The organism is Marinobacter salexigens, assembly GCF_002806945.1.
GTDB lineage: Bacteria > Pseudomonadota > Gammaproteobacteria > Pseudomonadales > Oleiphilaceae > Marinobacter > Marinobacter salexigens.
Map to the genome: position 1 here is coordinate 19,184 of NZ_NIHC01000010.1, position 16,896 is coordinate 36,079.

Below are 16,896 nucleotides of genomic sequence, written 5' to 3' on the forward strand. Positions count from 1 at the left end.
AAACGGCTGCTTCGGCGGCCGTTTTTGTCTTTTCGTAAACCTATTTTTCCTCTGCGCGGTCCATGCCCAACTCATTGATTTTTCGGGTAAGGGTATTGCGCCCCCAGCCAAGAAGAACCGACGCGTCCCGACGTTTCCCGCCTGTGTATTCAAGAGCCGTCTCGATCATGATTTTTTCGAATTCCGGCATGGCCGACTCAAGAATGGCAGTTTCTCCGCGCCTCAGCTCTTGATGCGCCCAGTTCTTCAGTCCCTCCTGCCAGGTGGCCCCGGTAGTGGGTTGCTCACTTTGGTGGCGCAGTTCAGGCGGCAGATCCGTGATGTGCACTTCTCTACCACTGGCCATGACTGTGAGCCATCGGCAGACGTTCTCAAGCTGCCTTACGTTGCCGGGCCAAGGCAGGGTTGTAAGAAAACTCTCGGCCTCAGGGCGCAGAGTTTTTGGTACTACAGACAGCTCCTTGGCAGCCTGCTGCAGGAAGTGCTGCATCAGGCGGGGAATGTCTTCACGGCGCTCGGCCAGTTTTGGCAGGTGTACGCGGATCACGTTCAGGCGGTGAAAAAGGTCTTCCCGGAACTCGCCAGACTCGACCAGCTTCTCCAGGTTTTGGTGGGTAGCCGCGATGATGCGCACATCAACCTTAACGGCTGTAGTTCCGCCAACCCGATAAAACTCGCCATCGGCAAGAACCCTCAGCAGGCGAGTTTGCGTGTCGCCTGGCATATCGCCAATTTCATCAAGAAACAGAGTGCCGCGGTCAGCCTGCTCGAACCGCCCCTGGCGTATAGCTGAGGCTCCCGTAAAGGCACCTTTTTCGTGGCCAAAGAGCTCTGACTCTATGAGGTCTCTCGGGATGGCCGCCATGTTCAGGGCAATGAAAGGGTGGTGGGCGCGAGGGCTGTGGTTGTGTAGCGCTTGGGCAACCAGTTCTTTGCCTGTGCCGCTTTCACCATTAATCAGAACCGTGATGTTGGAATGGGAAAGCCGGCCAATGGCCCGGAAAACCTCTTGCATGGCAGGGGCTTCGCCGATGATCTCTGTGCTTTGTTCAGGTGTGTCTGCCTTGGGTTCGGTAGCCGCACGTTTTTCATGGCTGTGAGCTACCGCTCGTTTTGCCAGGGCAACGGCATCATCTACATCAAAAGGCTTCGGAAGATACTCGAAGGCTCCGGTCTGGTAACTGGTTACAGCACTGTCCAGATCGGAATGGGCGGTCATGATAATAACGGGCAGGTCTGGGTGCGCTTCTGCTATTTTTGACAGCATTGTGATGCCGTCGATGCCGGGCATACGGATATCACTGATGATCGCGTCGGGCTGTTCCTGTTCAAGTCGTTTCATGATGTTTTCGCCGCTCTCGAACACGGTGGGCTGCAAGCCCGCCTGCCCAAGGGCACGCTCAAGTACCCAGCGAATACTGCGATCGTCATCAATTATCCATACCTTGGCGGATTTCTGGTTCATGTGGTGCCCTCCAGAGGCAGGAAGATAATGAAGTTAGTCTTGCCTGGTTCGCTTTCGCACTCAACCAGGCCGCGGTGTTGGCTGATGATGCCCTGGGTGATAGACAGCCCCAGTCCAGTGCCATTGGCACGACCACTGATCATCGGGTAAAAAATGTTCTGGCGCAGCTCTGGCGGGATTCCCGGGCCGTTGTCGATGATGTCTACCCGGCATATCAGGCGATGGCGGTTTGGGCCGATGGATACTTGCCGTAGGGCGCGAGTTCGGAAGGTGATCGTGGGTGTGTTTGCGGTGCCAGTGTGATCAGGGTTTTCAAAGGCTGCTTCCATTGCGTTGCGGGCAATGTTCAAAAACGCTTGTATTAGCAGTTCTTTATCCCCGGAGAGCATCGGCAAGCTTGGGTCGTAATCTCGCTGGAATAACACTCTGCCTTTGCTTTCTGCCTCCAGTAAGGTGCGTACACGCTCCAGTATTTCGTGGATATTGGTTGGTGCCAGTTGCAAGGCTTTGTTGGGGCCAAGCATGCGGTCTACCAAGCCCCTTAAGCGGTCAGCTTCTTCAATGATAACCCGGGTGTATTCCCGTTGATCCTCGTTATCCAGATCCCGGTCCAGCAGCTGTGCAGCACCGCGAATACCGCCCAGTGGGTTTTTTATCTCATGGGCCATGCCTCGCACAAGAATACGGGTGGTCGCTTGTTGGGCGATCAGGTCTTCTTCTCGGCTTATGCGCAGGAGGCGATCTCTGGGCTGTATTTCTACCAGCAGGGCTGCTGGACTCATGTCGAGAGGCGATACAGAGTAGTCCACCGATCGCTGTGAGCCGCTGGTCATAAGGAACTCGGTTTCCCGCCGCGTGTAGGACTGTCCGGTTTCTGCTGCCTTTTTCAGGGTTTTGAAGGCGTCATCTGAGTCCAGAAGAATGCTGCTGAATGTCAAACCAGAACAGCGAGTCATGCTGGTTTCAAACAGGTTTTCAGCCGCAGGGTTCAGGTAGTGGATGCTGAGATTGCGCTCCAGTACAACAACTGCCGTGGTGAGGTTGTCCAGCATGCTTTTATATCGGCTGTCTGAAGCTGGCGAGTGTTCCATGTGTACGTCCTGCTGTTTGTGGCAGAAGAAGTGAAGAGGCGTAAGGCTGAAAACTCCCAAGAACCTTTCTGGCCGCTGTGACGAGGTGAAGCAAAAACTGAACCAGTTTTGGCTTGTCGTTGGTCAGAGATAAGGGAAGGTGGGCAGGGCGCATTTCGCCATTGCGATGTGCGTCATTGTTGCACCATTGCAGTGCGAGCGCACCAAAATGGTGCGCCTTGAGGTCAGTTGAGAACGGAAGGACGGTGAACGGTGAAACGCACAGGGCTGCCGGATTTAATTTGAACTCCGTTGTTATCAACAATATGAAGGCCGGCCTCGTGGGTGCCGCGGTACACATTGCGAACGGTCACCGAGCCGGATGTGCTCTGGCCAACGGGCTGGCCATCCAGTGTTACCTCATACTTATGGCCTTGCCTGAGTTCTGGTGTGCTTCGCATTTCAAAATGCACATCACCATTGCCACTGTGGAATGCCTGATCGTTTGCCGGGTGGGTGAAAGAAACGCTTTCGTATACTGACCCTTCCCGTTCCACCTCTTCACGCAACTTTTCGGTTTCCCTGACATTTTGCGGTTTGGGGAGAGTGATGGTGGTAACAGGCTTTACCTTTACCGTTTCTGCGCCCTTCGACGGTTCATCGGAGAAGGTGACGTTGCCCTGTGCATCCACGGAGCGGTACACCTCGGCGGCAGCCGGCCCTGCTATCAGGAACATCAGCGCTGCGGTGATTCCAAGCCTTGGGTTCATAAGTACAGCCTGCGTTAGTATTTGTATTGATTATCAATGGCCGGGCAGGCCTTTTCAATGTGGCAGTGGGCAGATGATGATTACATATCGTTAAGGGCGGAAGTGTTGTGCTGATGGTCACAAAACCAGGTCGCAAAAAAGCCCCGCTCCGGGGGAGCGAGGCTTTGCTATATCTATTCAGTACCGCTGCAGCTTATGCAGGCGCTGCTGCGGGCTTTTAGCAGGAATAATACAATTCGAACTCGACCGGATGTGTGGTCATGTTGATGCGTTCAACTTCGCCACGCTTCAGATCGATGTAGCCCTGAATCATATCTTCTGTAAACACGCCGCCACGGGTCAGGAACTCATGGTCGTCTTTCAGGGCGTCCAGTGCTTCCTGAAGGGTTTCGGCAACCTTGGGAATGCTGAGAGCCTCTTCTTTAGGCAAGTCGTACAAGTCCTTGTCCATGGCATCGCCAGGGTGAATCTTGTTCTGGATGCCATCAAGGCCTGCCATCATCAGGGCGGAAAACGCCAGGTACGGGTTGGCCGCTGGGTCCGGGAAGCGCACTTCCACGCGACGCGCCTTCGGGCTGGTTACGTACGGAATGCGGATGGATGCAGAGCGGTTGCGTGCAGAATAGGCCAGCATAACCGGCGCCTCGTAATGGGGGACCAGCCGCTTGTAGCTGTTTGTAGCCGGGTTGGTGAAGGCGTTCAGGGCCTTGGCGTGCTTGATGATGCCGCCAACGTAGAATAGCGCCATTTCGCTCAGTCCGGCATAGCTGTCACCGGAAAACAGGTTTTTGCCGTCTTTGTTCAGGCTCATGTGCACATGCATGCCGGAGCCGTTATCACCTACCACTGGCTTGGGCATAAAGGTGGCAGTTTTACCGTAGGCGTGGGCTACGTTGTGCACACAGTATTTAAGGATCTGAACTTCGTCTGCTTTTTTGGTCAGGGTGTTGGGGCCAACACCGATTTCACATTGGCCAGCTGTGCCCACTTCATGGTGGTGTACTTCAATAACCAGCCCCATGGATTCCATGGCCGCGCACATGGCGCCCCGCAGATCGTGCAGGCTGTCAACAGGAGGTACAGGAAAGTAACCACCTTTAACGCCAGGACGGTGGCCAATGTTGTTGCTGTTGAAGTCATCGCCGGAAACCCAGGCCGCTTCTTCTGAGTGAAGCGAATACATGGAGCCCTGCATATCCGTTTTCCACTTGGCGGAATCGAACACGAAGAACTCTGGCTCGGGGCCAAACAGAGCGCCGTCTGCTATGCCGGTGGACTTCAGGTATTCCTCTGCACGGCGAGCAACTGAGCGTGGGTCCCGCTCATAGCCTTGCATGGTGGAGGGCTCTACAACATCGCAAGTGATGTTAACGGTGCTTTCTTCAGTGAACGGATCAAGAACGGAGCTGTTGTCATCCGGCATCAGAATCATGTCGGATTCGTTGATGCCTTTCCAGCCGGCAATGGAGGAGCCGTCAAACATTTTGCCTTCAGCAAAGAAGTCCTCATTGACCTCAGTTGCTGGCATGGTGACGTGCTGCTCTTTACCACGGCTGTCTGTGAAGCGCATATCAACCCATTTCACTTCGTGCTCTTTGATCAAATCAACTGTCTTGGACATGTGCATGCTCCGTAAGTAATCCCGCACCGCGGGCTAATTCGTGATCGGTGTTCCGGATTGCTCTGTGGGGCTGAATTCCGGTCTGGTATGCAGGTCTGCGCAGCTTAACAAAAGCAGTTGCCTCTTACCTTCACATTTCAGCTGAGCAGGAGGTTAAAAACCTGATGGGAGGTCTAAAGCAAAGTGCTTGCCAATATTGGGTAGCAGAACAGGAACTGACCATCTAGGGCTAACTACTGCGTTGTGGGCAGTATACAGGGTGTGTGCCCGGTGGGGGGCGATTGGCCTAACGAGCGGCTTGTGCGCCATAATGGTGCGTGCTCTGGCTGCGGCCTGCTGTGCCGCACCAACTTGGTGCATCCGGTTCGCTTTATGAAACTGATTAAGAAATAGGCGTTCTTCTACATATTAACGGTGCAGAGTTTTCGATATACTGCGCGCCGCTTCATTTTCTCCGCATGGGCCCGGGTTACCAAACCGGTTGCTGCATGTGAGGCGCCGGGCCGCCAGGCTGTGGTGGATGAGTTCATTTTACAGATTTGAGATGGCGTGTGCGGGAATGTTCCCTGAACGGCCTTTTCAGATCATTGAGTGCATTTCTCAGGAATAAATTTGTGATTGAAAAACTTCGTAATATCGCCATTATCGCCCACGTTGACCATGGTAAGACCACGCTTGTAGACAAGCTGCTGCGACTGTCTGGCACGCTGGACCGCAAAGAACTCGAGAACGAGCGAGTCATGGATTCCAACGACCAGGAAAAAGAGCGAGGCATCACTATACTTGCCAAAAATACCGCTCTTAAGTGGAATGGCTACGACATCAATATCGTAGACACCCCTGGGCACGCGGATTTTGGTGGCGAAGTGGAACGGGTAATGAGCATGGTCGATTGTGTGCTTTTGGTGGTGGATTCCATCGATGGCCCCATGCCACAGACCCGCTTTGTAACCCAGAAAGCATTCGCGGCAGGCCTGCGTCCGATCCTGGTAGTCAACAAGATTGATCGCCCGGGTGCGCGCCCGGACTGGGTTGTAGATCAGGTGTTTGACCTGTTTGACAGCCTCGGTGCTACCGATGAGCAGCTGGACTTCCCCATTGTTTATGCCAGCGCGCTGAACGGTATTGCTGGTCTGGACCATGAAGACCTCGCAGACAACATGGATGCCGTATTCCAGGCGATTGTAGATCACGTGCCTGCGCCTTCTGTTGATCCGGAAGGTCCCTTCCAGATGCAGATTTCCCAGCTCGACTACAGCAGCTTTTTGGGTGTTATTGGTATCGGTCGTATTGCCCGAGGCAAGATCACAACCAACTCCCCGGTGGTTGCCATAGGTGCGGACGGCAAGAAGCGCCAGGGTCGTATCCTCAAGATAATGGGGCATTCCGGTTTGCAGCGGGTGGAAGTTGAAGAAGCGCAGGCGGGCGACATTGTGTGCGTAAGTGGTCTGGATCAGCTGTTCATCTCCGACACCCTGTGCGACATGAACAATGTTGAGGCGCTGCCTCCATTGACGGTGGATGAGCCTACGGTGTCCATGACCTTCCAGGTTAACGACTCGCCCTTCTGTGGTAAGGAAGGCAAGTTCGTAACCAGCCGGAACATCAAAGAGCGCCTTGAGAAAGAATTGCTGCACAACGTTGCCTTGCGGGTTGAAGAGGGCGACTCGGCTGACAAATTCAAAGTATCTGGCCGTGGTGAGTTACACCTGTCGGTTCTGATCGAAAACATGCGCCGTGAAAACTTCGAGCTGGCGGTAGGTCGCCCGGAAGTGGTTATCAAGGAAGTAGACGGTGAGAAGCAAGAGCCCTACGAAAACGTTATTGTGGATATCGAAGAGCAGCACCAGGGCCCTTTGATGGAGCAAATGGGTTTGCGCAAGGGCGAGCTCACCGACATGGTGCCGGATGGCAAGGGTCGTATGCGTCTTGAGTACACCATTCCTGCCCGCGGTCTGATTGGCTTCCGCAACACTTTCCTGACCATGACATCCGGAACGGGCATCCTTACCTCAACCTTCAGTCATTACGGGCCAATCAAGAGTGGCGATGTGACAAGCCGCCAGAATGGTGTGTTGGTGTCCATGGCGACAGGTACAGCGTTGACCTATTCACTGGAAACCCTTCAGAGCCGTGGCAAGCTCTTTCTTGAGCCTGGCCAGGAAATATACGAAGGACAGCTTTGCGGTATTCACAGCCGTGAAAACGACCTGGTGATTAACCCCACCAAAGGTAAGAAGCTGGACAACATGCGTGCCTCTGGTAAGGACGAAGTCATCGGCTTGGTGCCGCCCATCAAATTTACTCTTGAGCAGGCACTGGAGTTTATTGATGACGATGAGCTGGTTGAAGTAACGCCCAAGTCCATTCGGCTGCGTAAGAAGTACCTGACTGAAAACGAGCGTAAGCGCGCAAGCAAGAAATAAGGTTGTTCTGATTTGAATCAGGCCGGCGCTGGTAATGCAGCCCCGGCCTTTTTTGTCTCCATAGTATTCAAGAGCGGGGCTGTGTCCGCTTAACTCCGCTACACTAGCTTTGAACTCAATCTGATCAACGGAGTGCCCCATGCTTACTCTTTATCCGGACATCAAGCCTTACGCCAAGCACCGGTTGGCGGTGGATGCACCCCATGAGTTGTACTTCGAAGAGAGCGGTAACCCCGAGGGCATTCCCGTTCTGTTTGTGCACGGCGGGCCTGGAGGCGGGTGTGAGGATTACCATCGTCGCTTCTTTGATGCAGAGCGTTTTCGGGTAATCCTGATGGATCAGCGCGGAGCTGGCCGCTCAACCCCTCTGGCAGAGTTGGAAGGAAACAGTACCGATAAGCTGGTTCAGGATATGGAAACCATTCGCAGGTTTCTGGGTGTTGAGCGCTGGCTGTTGTTTGGTGGAAGTTGGGGCTCCACCCTTAGTTTGGTGTACGCCCAAGCCCACGCTGAGCGGGTTATGGGCCTTGTGCTTCGCGGCATTTTTCTTTGTCGCCCCCGGGATATTTCCTGGTTTTATCAGGATGGCGCAAGCCGTGTGTTCCCGGATTACTGGCAAGACTTTGAGGCCCCGATACCGGAGGCCGAGCGTGGTGACATGGTAGGCGCTTACTACCGTCGGTTGACCAGTAGCAACGAATTGGAGCAGATGCAGGCGGCGAAAGCCTGGTCGCTTTGGGAGGGGCGCTGTGCCACTTTACACCCGAACCCCCGGGTGGTTGAACATTTTGGTAACCCTCACGTGGCTATTGCATTGGCACGAATCGAATGCCACTACTTTATGAATTCTGCGTTTCTGGAGGATAACCAGATTGTAAGGGATGCTTACAAGCTCCGGGATATACCCGGCATTATCGTTCATGGGCGCTACGATATGGTGTGCCCGTTGGACAATGCCTTTGCACTCAGTAAAGCCTGGCCAGAAGCAGAGTTGCGCATTATCCGTGAGGCTGGGCACTCGGCTTCCGAACCGGCCATTGTTGATGCGCTTATGAAAGGTGTTGATGAAGTGATTGCAAAAGCAGAGAAAAATGCAGGCTGATGCCTCATCTGGGGTTGCTACAAGGCCGTTGCATGGATACACTCTTGCCTGATTTTAATTCTCATTTAGCCGGAGTGTTAAAAAAACCGGATGAAAGGGCTTGTGCAGCGAGTGTCAAAAGCGAGCGTTGATGTTGAAGGACGCGAGATTTCGCGTATAGGCTCCGGTATACTGTTGTTGCTGGGTGTTGAGCAGGGAGATGGACAGACTGAGGCAAAGGAATTATGCCGGAAGATACTTACCTACCGCATATTTCCCGATGATGCAGGGCGCATGAACCTTAGCCTGCTCGATACGGGTGGTGCATTGCTTGTGGTGCCCCAGTTTACGCTTGCCGCTGATACTTCCTCAGGTACACGCCCCGGCTTTTCGCGCGCAGCTGCCCCGGACGTGGCAAAAAAACTCTACGCTCATTTTCTTGACCTTGCCCGTATCAGTATGGGTACAGAAAGGGTTAAGGAGGGGAGTTTTGGCGCAGATATGAAGGTAAGTTTAGTTAATGATGGGCCTGTAACCTTTATGCTTTCAGCCCGCTGAAGCTGGTTGGGGGTTTGTCGGTGCCTTCTGACGGCGCCGGAAGAGCCTCGATTAATGGAGTTAGGGCATAAGGGTTTATGCTTCTAGCGCCAAACGGGCTAAAAATGCGATATTAATAGTTTGCAAATTAAGCCCTTTTGTATTAAAAAAGGATCATTAGGCAGCGCTTTAAGAGAAGGCTGTAAGTGACTGAACTATAAAGATCTGACTAAGTGCAGATCTCAATAACAAGAAAAGTTGCTGACATGTCATAGAGTTGACACGTAGCGACCCTAAGTTAGGGGCCATCCAGCTTTTCTGGAGGCACCACACGGAAATCGGGATTAACCCGTTGTTGAAACCTGAAATAACTCGCAAAAGGATATACAACATGAAAAAAACACTCATTGCATCAGCTATCGCTGCGGCCACTATTTCTGGCACCGCGCTGGCTCAGGAAAGCAATCTGCCAACAGTTTACGGTAACATTCAGTACGTACTGACCCACACCAACGTAGACGGTGCTGGCTCAGCGATTGAGCACCAGGACAACGGCACCACACTGGGTATCAAGCACGATCACGAAATTGCTCCTGGCATTACCGGCTTCCTGAAGCTGGAGCTGGAAGACATCGCCGCTAACAATAAGGCCAAGAGTAGTGGTATTGACGGACTGGATGAGGCCTACATTGGTGTGCGTGGGGATTCCTTTGGCCAAGTTTGGATCGGTTCCGACGACTCCATGTATGAAGAGGCCATTGACGAGATCTACAACTTTTACGAAGTGGGCTCCAACATCGGTGGCAACTACGACACGGGTGAAGGCGACCTGATTCAGTACCTGTCTCCCTCATTCGGTGGTCTGAGGCTGGGTGCTGCAGTTCAGGTGAACGGCGACTCCACTGCGGGTGGCAAGTCCTATCCGTACCAGTTGGCGGCAATGTACAGCGTTGATGCGCTGGAACTGGCGTTCGCAATGGATTCAAACGACGGCTCTACCGAGTACTCAGATCTTGGGCTTAGAGCTCCTAAAAACAACGAAAACACATACGGTCTGCGTGCCAGCTACAACCTGGAAGACCTGCGTCTGACGGCTTCTTTTGAGACCCGTAAAGATGTAGCTGATGTGTTCGGTGTTATGGGTGTTTATACTCTGGGCGCGAACCAGTTCGCTCTGTCTTACCAGCTGCGTGACAACGACGTTTCTGGCGACAAGGACGACACCATTGCACTGCAAGCCCTGCACAACCTGTCTGACAACATGTACGTTTATGTTGAAGGCTACCTGTCCAATGCTGACGACGCAGCTCAGTACTCGCTGGAAGGCAAGTCAGGTGATGAGAAGTCCATCGCAGCAGTTGGTGCAGTATACTACTTCTGATCAGCTAACCAGCTAGTCAGTTAGTTTAGTATTGAAAACCGGTGACCCCTGGGTCACCGGTTTTTGCATTTTTGGATCCCGGAATTTACAGGTATGGCAAACATGGCAGAAGAGCTTGAAATAAAACTGAGCTTAAAGCCCGACGATCTCATAGAAGCTTTGGATTGGCTAAGGGCTCAGCCTGAGGCACGGGAAGGCAACAATAAATCTCTGGTGAACTGCTACTACGACACACCGGATGCAGAGCTTAACCGCCAACAAGCTGCCCTGCGCGTGCGTCAGGCCGGAGGCCGGTATATCCAGACCCTCAAAACCCGTGGTGATTTCGTGGATGGCGCCCACCGGCGTGAAGAGTGGGAATGGCCAGTTTCCGGGCCTTCTCTGTCACTTGGCCTGCTGGCGGATACGCCTTTGGAGGATCGTATAAACTTGGCGCGACTGGCGCCGGTTTTCGAAACCAATTTTACTCGCCAGGTGGTCATGCTGGACGATGGTGAGGCGGTGATTGAATGCGCCGTAGACGAGGGCGTTATTGTCGCTGGCGGACAGGAAAAACCGCTTCACGAAGTGGAGTTTGAGCTTGTGTCTGGCGACGCATCCCGCCTTCTTGTCTGGGCTGAAAAGCTGGCTCGGCGATGTCCGGTGTTTCTTAACCTGATCAGCAAGGCTGAGCAAGGCTATTACCTTGCGGGGATACATACTGCAGAGCCAGTCGCTGCCGAAAATGCGAATGCGAGTGACCGCAAGCATGATGATCTTGATCGCCTTTTGCAGAGGCTCAGCAATGCCTGGTTGGAGCATAAGAGTGTGTCGCTTGAGGGCCTGGATATTCAAGTGCTTGGCGTGCAAGCAGAAGCTTGTGGGATGGGGCAGTCCTTTGCCGCATTGGTTGAGGTCTTAGCCGAGGGCCACCCCTTGCAAGAATTGCTAACCCGGCCAGAGCTTGGGCAGTGTCAGCTAAGTTTGTTGGCGAGCCGTGCAAGGCGCTCACTAAACCCCTAAAATCGCCGTGGCGATACTGAAGTAAATCAGTACTCCGCTCACGTCGGCGATGGTAGTGATAAGGGGAATGCTCGCCGCAGCCGGGTCGACGCCGAGCCGGTTCAGTAAGAGTGGCAGCAAAATACCTATAAGCCCGCCGGCAAGCACGACCGCAATCATGGTTATGGCGACAATTGTGGCGATAACCATTTCCGTCCGGAACATGCCCACAGTCCACACCGTCAGGGCCATGGTCAGGCCGAGGGCTGTTGCTACGAGCATTTCTTTGTTGAACAGGCGAAGCCAATCCCGGTTTATCACCTCTCCCGTTGCGATACCCCGCACAACCAGCGTCGCGGATTGCGCGCCTGCGTTACCGGCACTGGCAACCAGCAATGGCATGAAGAACAGCAGGGCCAGGTGGGCGCCGATAATGTCCTCAAAGTGCGCTATACCGGCACCGGTAAAAATATTCGCAAACACCAGTATAACGAGCCACTGGATGCGGGACCGGTAGAGTGAAAAAGGCGAGGCCAGGGTAATGCCGGTGTCGAGGTTGCTCACCGTGCCGCCTTTGTGAAAATCCTCCGTTGCCTCCTCCTCGATAACATCCATGGCATCGTCATAGGTAACAATGCCTGCCAGGCGGTTATGGTCGTCCACTACTGGCAATGCCAGCAGGTCGTATTTTGCAATCAACCTGGCAACATCATCCTGGGATGTGTCCGTGTGGGTGGTTACCAGGCCGGTGGCGAGCAGGGAGTCGATGACGGTATCGGGTTTGGCTATAATCAGTCGGCGCAGGGACACCACGCCAATGAGCACTTGGTCTTCATCAATCACGTAGGATTGATAGATGGTTTCCTTGTCTTCTGCTGTTTTACGCAGGATATCTATGGCCTCACTGGCCGTGATGCCGGATTCAAACACCGCGTAATCCGTGCTCATCAACGCGCCTGCAGTACCCTCTGGGTATGCAAGAAGCGCGGTCAGGTCTTCTTGATCTTCCTGGTCCAGCTTTCTGATGAGGCGTTTCTGGCGTGGCTCGTCAAGCAAGCTAAAAAAATCAACCCGGTCATCTGAAGGCATCTCTGTTGTAAGAAGCGCCAGTTCAGCCAGGGGTATTGTTTGGGTCAACAGCAACTGCGTGTCTGGGGTGGTGTAACCCAGAACTTTTGCACGCAGAGTCATAGGCAGGCTCTGGAATAGCGAGCCTGACGCCTCAGTTTCCAGATTTTGCTCGATAAACTCGGCGAGATCGGCAGCGTTGAAAAGGTTGGCTGCGTCAATAACGGCCTGGGGTTGCCCGGATGCAAGCGCATCTACCAGCGGCTGGAAAAGTACGGATTCCATAGAAAGTGCCTGGGGAAGTTGCTTATTGGGTAGTGGAAGCTGATGAATCGGCTATGGTCGCATCTTCCTGCATATTTCTCCATTTCTCCATAAACTTACGGTAGCGCTCCAGTGCTTCTTTAATCACTTCAAGATCCGGTGTATCGCTGGATTTGACCAGCACGATAAGCCCTTTTCCCTCAATCTCTTTGATTATAGGAGGATGACAAATAACTTCGTCGTTATGATCGATATACGCCAGCGCGGTACCAATGCCGTGACGGATCAGCGCACTGACAATATCGGCCCAGTTAAGATCGTCCAGTTCCAGGTCGTAGCGGTGTGGGTGGTCCTGCTCATAGTTGAACATGTCTTCCAGCACTTTTTCTGACCCTGGTGCCACCACGGAGCGCACCATGATTTCAGGGTAGGTGCGGACAGGGCGGATAACGGCCCGTACTCCAAGTTCTTTGTAACGGCTGCGGTTGGCATCTGTTACGCACTCCACCGTTGTTTTCTGGGCAAGGTTGAGCTCGCTGAGGCGATGGGATATGTCGAAGGTCAGGCTGTCGGAGTGGGGGTCGGATTCATCAGCGGCCAACACTACAATGTGCTTTGCGCTACCTGCGTGCACGGCTTTTAACGCCTCCGGGTCGAAGCCAGAACCGTGGTAATGCACGATTCCGAGATCAGACAGTTCGGCTGGCAGGCCGCTTGGAAACTCCCGGGTAAGCAGCATGATAGGAATGGTTTCATAACCCTCCACGGCGCGAATTTGCGTGGCAAAGCGCATGAAATAGGTCATGCCGCCGTGCTTTGGGGTATTGATAATGACAATGTGGTTGTTCATTTTATAGATCCAGCGTCCGGTGAGAATGCGTTCCCGGCGGTAGAACCGGTACTCGATAAAATCGCTGACAATCAGCGTTACTAAAGTAATAGCACCCACGAACACGAACAGAATGGTGCTGATGCGGCCTATGTAGGTTGCCGGTGCGAAGTCACCATAGCCTACGGTCGCAATGGTGGTCATTGTCATCCAGAGCGACTCGAACAGGGTCAGCTCTTCTACCGCCCAGATTATCAGTATGTGAGTGGTCAGCAGCGCTAGCAGAACCATAAACAGGTTTTTTGCCCGCTTCCGGATAAGCCCGCCCATAGGGATTTTGCTTTTCTCATGTTCCGCGTTGAGGGGAAAGCGGTTTCTCAGCATCCGGTGATGGCCTGTTCAGTCTCGGGTAAGTTCGTTATACAGTAACGGAAATATAACAGAGAGACAGGGGTTTGCATTATGTCCAAGCCATGGAATTGCCTTCCGTCACCATTGGCAGATGATGTTGCAGCCAGTTGGGCGTCGGTTTTTCCGGAGGGTTTACCAGGCTGGCTGTTGCAAGATACCAGCGTTTCGGAAGAGGTGGTTGCCCAGGCCATAGCCCGGAGCCTGTTTTTGCGCCGGACCCTTGAGCAGCATCCGGAGCAGATACGCTCTGGGTTGCAATCCCGTGTGCTGAGCGAGCCAACCACGCCACGGTATTTGCAGGCACGCTGGCATGAGTACCTTGCTCAGGTGAACGATGAGCCCGGATTGCACGTGGCCTTGCGCCGTTTCCGCCGGGAAACCCAATTCCGCATTATCTGGCGGGATGTGATGCGTTGGGCAAACCTTGCGGAAACCATGGCTGCCACCAGTGCTTTTGCAGAGGTGTGCATGCAGGGAGCACTGGATTGGCTGTATGAAGCTGCCTGTGAACAATATGGCACACCCTGGGGGGTAGACCCGGTATCGGGTGTGGAGGAACCACAATCCCTGGTTGTTATCGGCATGGGCAAGTTGGGTGGCTGTGAGCTGAACGTATCATCGGATATTGATCTGATCTTTGCGTTCCCCAGAAAAGGCGAAACCCGGGGCGGTCGCCGCTCACTGGATAATCAGCAGTTTTTTATCCGGCTTGGCCAGCGCCTGATTCAAGCGCTCGATCAGATCACGGCGGATGGATTTGTGTTCCGTGTGGACATGCGCCTGCGGCCCTATGGGCAAAGTGGGGCACTTGCCTTGAGTTTTGCCGCGTTGGAAACCTATTACCAGGATCAGGGGCGCGACTGGGAGCGCTACGCCATGGTCAAGTCCCGGGTGGTGGCGGGCGACTTGGAAGCCGGTCAGGTGCTTATGGAAAGCCTTCGGCCGTTTGTCTACCGCAGGTACATTGACTACAGCGCGTTTGAATCTTTGCGCAGCATGAAGGCGATGATTAGCCGGGAAGTGCGCCGGCAGGGGCTGGAGAACAATATCAAGCTGGGCAGCGGTGGCATCCGGGAAATCGAGTTTGTGGTTCAGGCGTTCCAGCTCATCCGTGGCGGCCGCGACCGGGAGCTTCAGCAGCGAGAATTGCTGGTCATTCTGGAGGAGCTTGAGGCGCTGGAGCTTTTGCCTGTAAGGGTGGTCAATGAGCTCCGGGAAGCGTATGCATTCTTGCGTAATCTCGAGCATGCACTGCAGGGCATGGAAGATAAGCAAACCCAGCTATTGCCTGAGGATGAGCTCTCCAGAGCGCGGATTGCACTGATCATGGGCTTTGATGATTGGCAGAGTTGCGAGCGAACGCTGGCCCAGCATCGGGAAAACGTTGCCAATCATTTCGCTAATATTATTACCACCGAAGAAGATGAGGCCAACGCTCAGTCATCTCTGGATGATGGCTGGTGTGAGCTTTGGCTGGCGGAGGTTGACGAGGCTTCAGATACTCAGTGGCTGGAAAAACACGGCTATGAGGACCCGGCGGCAAGCCTGGCCCTGCTCAACAGCCTGCGCGACAGTCGAACGGTGCAAACCATGCAAACCCAAGGGCGCAAACGGTTGAACCAGTTTATGCCAGTGTTGCTGGAAGCGCTGGCCGAAGTAGACAAACCCTCTGAAACCCTGTCCCGCGTTTTACAGTTGGTTGAGGCGATTTTACGCCGCACTGCCTACATGGTGCTGCTGCTGGAAAATCCCGGCGCCCGTGCCCAACTGGTGAGCCTGTGCAGCGAAAGCCCGTGGATTGCGCGACAGTTGGCAGAAACCCCTTTGCTGCTAGACGAATTGCTTAACGCTGAAAGCCTGTACAGCCCGCCGGCGCGAGATGAGTTGCAGGACGACCTGCGGCAGCAAACGCTGCGCATTTCCTATGATGATCTGGAAAACCAGATGGAATCCCTGCGCCATTTCAAAAAGGCCCACACCCTTCGGGTTGCTGCGTCTGAGCTTAAAGGCACCCTGCCTCTGATGAAGGTCAGTGATTACCTCACCTGGATTGCTGAGGTTGTGCTGGATCATGTAGTCGATGTGGCTTTCGCAAATCTGGTTGCCCGCCACGGCTATCCCGGGAAGGGCGAGGGAGCAGGCAGTGGCAGCGACTTTGCGGTGATTGGCTACGGTAAGCTGGGCGGTATTGAGCTGGGCTATACCTCGGACCTGGACCTGGTGTTTGTTCATGCAGCGGATCCGGAGCTGGCAACGGACGGCGACAAGCCCATCGATAACGTGGTTTTTTATACCCGCCTTGGGCAACGTATTGTTCATATACTTAACGCCCAGACGCCTTCCGGCCAGCTATACGACGTTGATATGCGGCTGCGGCCATCGGGCAATTCCGGCTTGCTGGTCAGTACACTGCAAGCCTTTGAAAAGTACCAACGCAACGACGCCTGGACATGGGAGCACCAAGCCTTGGTTCGGGCCCGTGGCGTGGCCGGGTGCAAGGAAACAACCGCCGCGTTTGAAGCGGTAAGGCATAACATACTTTGCCAGAACCGGGCTAAAGACAGCTTGCGCCAGGAAGTGGTGGAGATGCGCGAGAAAATGCGTGCGAACCTTGCCACGCCGGAAAACCGGCGGGAAGAAAGCTTCCATATCAAACACGATGCGGGCGGGATTGTGGATATAGAGTTTCTGGTGCAGTACCTGATGCTGGCATGGAGCGAGGCGCACCCGGAACTGACGCAGTGGCCTGATAATATTCGGCAGATGGAAGAGCTGGGCAGGGCCGGTGTGCTGCCAGTAGAAGATGCAGAAAAACTTCGTGAAGTCTATATATCGCTGCGCTCCAGCATTCACCGGCGGGCGTTGCAGAACCTGAGCAGCCAGGTAGCGGGTGATGCGTTCGCAGGCGAGCGGCGCTACATTCAGTCTGTCTGGCAGAAATTCATGGCTGTGTAGCAAGCCTGGTGTCGTTCCGGCAAAATTTCCTGATAGA

Annotated in this window: 12 protein-coding genes; 6 read left to right on the forward strand and 6 right to left on the reverse strand. The window is 54.0% G+C overall.

The features are described from left to right. Nucleotides 1-40: 40 nt before the first annotated feature. The 4 genes from glnG to glnA form a co-directional block, all read right to left on the reverse strand. Nucleotides 41-1,465, reverse strand: coding sequence for a nitrogen regulation protein NR(I) (glnG, locus tag CDH47_RS16165; RefSeq protein ID WP_100641192.1), 1,425 nt, complete (start codon nt 1,463-1,465; stop codon nt 41-43). Continuing rightward, a complete protein-coding gene (glnL, locus tag CDH47_RS16170) occupies nt 1,462-2,556 on the reverse strand; it encodes a nitrogen regulation protein NR(II) (RefSeq protein WP_100641194.1) in 1,095 nt (364 codons plus the stop codon). The genes glnG and glnL overlap by 4 nt, the downstream gene beginning before the upstream one ends. Nucleotides 2,557-2,780: 224 nt before the next feature. Further along, nucleotides 2,781-3,305 carry a DUF4124 domain-containing protein gene (locus tag CDH47_RS16175; RefSeq protein ID WP_100641196.1) on the reverse strand — a complete coding sequence of 175 codons (525 nt, stop codon included), beginning with the start codon at nt 3,303-3,305 and terminating at the stop codon, nt 2,781-2,783. 217 nt (nt 3,306-3,522) lie between these two features. Continuing rightward, nucleotides 3,523-4,926 carry a glutamate--ammonia ligase gene (glnA, locus tag CDH47_RS16180; RefSeq protein ID WP_100641198.1) on the reverse strand — a complete coding sequence of 468 codons (1,404 nt, stop codon included), beginning with the start codon at nt 4,924-4,926 and terminating at the stop codon, nt 3,523-3,525. Between the two features lie 614 nt (nt 4,927-5,540). Here glnA and typA point away from each other — a divergent pair. The 5 genes from typA to CDH47_RS16205 all read left to right on the forward strand — a co-directional run bounded on the left by typA (nt 5,541) and on the right by CDH47_RS16205 (nt 11,353). Continuing rightward, nucleotides 5,541-7,352 (forward strand): translational GTPase TypA, encoded by a 1,812-nt coding sequence (typA, locus tag CDH47_RS16185; RefSeq protein ID WP_100641200.1) that lies wholly within the window; start codon nt 5,541-5,543, stop codon nt 7,350-7,352. A gap of 139 nt (nt 7,353-7,491) precedes the next feature. Then, nucleotides 7,492-8,454, forward strand: a complete 963-nt coding sequence (gene pip / locus CDH47_RS16190) for a prolyl aminopeptidase (protein ID WP_100641202.1) — start codon at nt 7,492-7,494, stop codon at nt 8,452-8,454. A gap of 90 nt (nt 8,455-8,544) precedes the next feature. Then, nucleotides 8,545-8,991 carry a D-aminoacyl-tRNA deacylase gene (gene dtd, locus CDH47_RS16195; RefSeq protein WP_100641204.1) on the forward strand — a complete coding sequence of 149 codons (447 nt, stop codon included), beginning with the start codon at nt 8,545-8,547 and terminating at the stop codon, nt 8,989-8,991. A 370-nt stretch (nt 8,992-9,361) separates the two neighbouring features. Beyond that, on the forward strand, nt 9,362-10,351 hold the full coding sequence (locus CDH47_RS16200; RefSeq protein ID WP_100641206.1) for a porin: 990 nt from the start codon (nt 9,362-9,364) through the stop codon (nt 10,349-10,351). 93 nt (nt 10,352-10,444) lie between these two features. Further along, nucleotides 10,445-11,353: a CYTH domain-containing protein gene (locus tag CDH47_RS16205; protein ID WP_338038015.1), complete on the forward strand. Its 909-nt coding sequence runs from the start codon at nt 10,445-10,447 to the stop codon at nt 11,351-11,353. Here CDH47_RS16205 and mgtE read toward each other — a convergent pair. Continuing rightward, on the reverse strand, nt 11,342-12,685 hold the full coding sequence (gene mgtE / locus CDH47_RS16210) for a magnesium transporter (RefSeq protein ID WP_100641208.1): 1,344 nt from the start codon (nt 12,683-12,685) through the stop codon (nt 11,342-11,344). The two genes, CDH47_RS16205 and mgtE, sit on opposite strands and share 12 nt — an antisense overlap. A gap of 22 nt (nt 12,686-12,707) precedes the next feature. Continuing rightward, the gene (locus tag CDH47_RS16215; protein ID WP_100641210.1) at nt 12,708-13,877 is read right to left on the reverse strand and encodes a potassium channel family protein; all 1,170 of its coding nucleotides are present in this window, start codon (nt 13,875-13,877) and stop codon (nt 12,708-12,710) included. 78 nt (nt 13,878-13,955) lie between these two features. On the opposite strand from CDH47_RS16215, the gene glnE reads away from it, so the two are divergent. Further along, nucleotides 13,956-16,859 (forward strand): bifunctional [glutamate--ammonia ligase]-adenylyl-L-tyrosine phosphorylase/[glutamate--ammonia-ligase] adenylyltransferase, encoded by a 2,904-nt coding sequence (glnE, locus tag CDH47_RS16220; protein WP_100641212.1) that lies wholly within the window; start codon nt 13,956-13,958, stop codon nt 16,857-16,859. Nucleotides 16,860-16,896: the final 37 nt, after the last annotated feature.

What these genes read in the sequence shown, in the direction of transcription:
- CDH47_RS16215 (WP_100641210.1), bottom strand. Translation starts at nt 13,877, where the DNA reads ATGCTGAGAAACCGCTTTCCCCTCAACGCGGAACATGAGAAAAGCAAA.
- mgtE (WP_100641208.1), bottom strand. Translation starts at nt 12,685, where the DNA reads ATGGAATCCGTACTTTTCCAGCCGCTGGTAGATGCGCTTGCATCCGGG.
- glnE (WP_100641212.1), top strand. Translation starts at nt 13,956, where the DNA reads ATGTCCAAGCCATGGAATTGCCTTCCGTCACCATTGGCAGATGATGTT.
- CDH47_RS16175 (WP_100641196.1), bottom strand. Translation starts at nt 3,305, where the DNA reads ATGAACCCAAGGCTTGGAATCACCGCAGCGCTGATGTTCCTGATAGCA.
- glnA (WP_100641198.1), bottom strand. Translation starts at nt 4,926, where the DNA reads ATGTCCAAGACAGTTGATTTGATCAAAGAGCACGAAGTGAAATGGGTT.
- dtd (WP_100641204.1), top strand. Translation starts at nt 8,545, where the DNA reads ATGAAAGGGCTTGTGCAGCGAGTGTCAAAAGCGAGCGTTGATGTTGAA.
- CDH47_RS16205 (WP_338038015.1), top strand. Translation starts at nt 10,445, where the DNA reads ATGGCAAACATGGCAGAAGAGCTTGAAATAAAACTGAGCTTAAAGCCC.
- pip (WP_100641202.1), top strand. Translation starts at nt 7,492, where the DNA reads ATGCTTACTCTTTATCCGGACATCAAGCCTTACGCCAAGCACCGGTTG.
- glnG (WP_100641192.1), bottom strand. Translation starts at nt 1,465, where the DNA reads ATGAACCAGAAATCCGCCAAGGTATGGATAATTGATGACGATCGCAGT.
- glnL (WP_100641194.1), bottom strand. Translation starts at nt 2,556, where the DNA reads ATGGAACACTCGCCAGCTTCAGACAGCCGATATAAAAGCATGCTGGAC.
- CDH47_RS16200 (WP_100641206.1), top strand. Translation starts at nt 9,362, where the DNA reads ATGAAAAAAACACTCATTGCATCAGCTATCGCTGCGGCCACTATTTCT.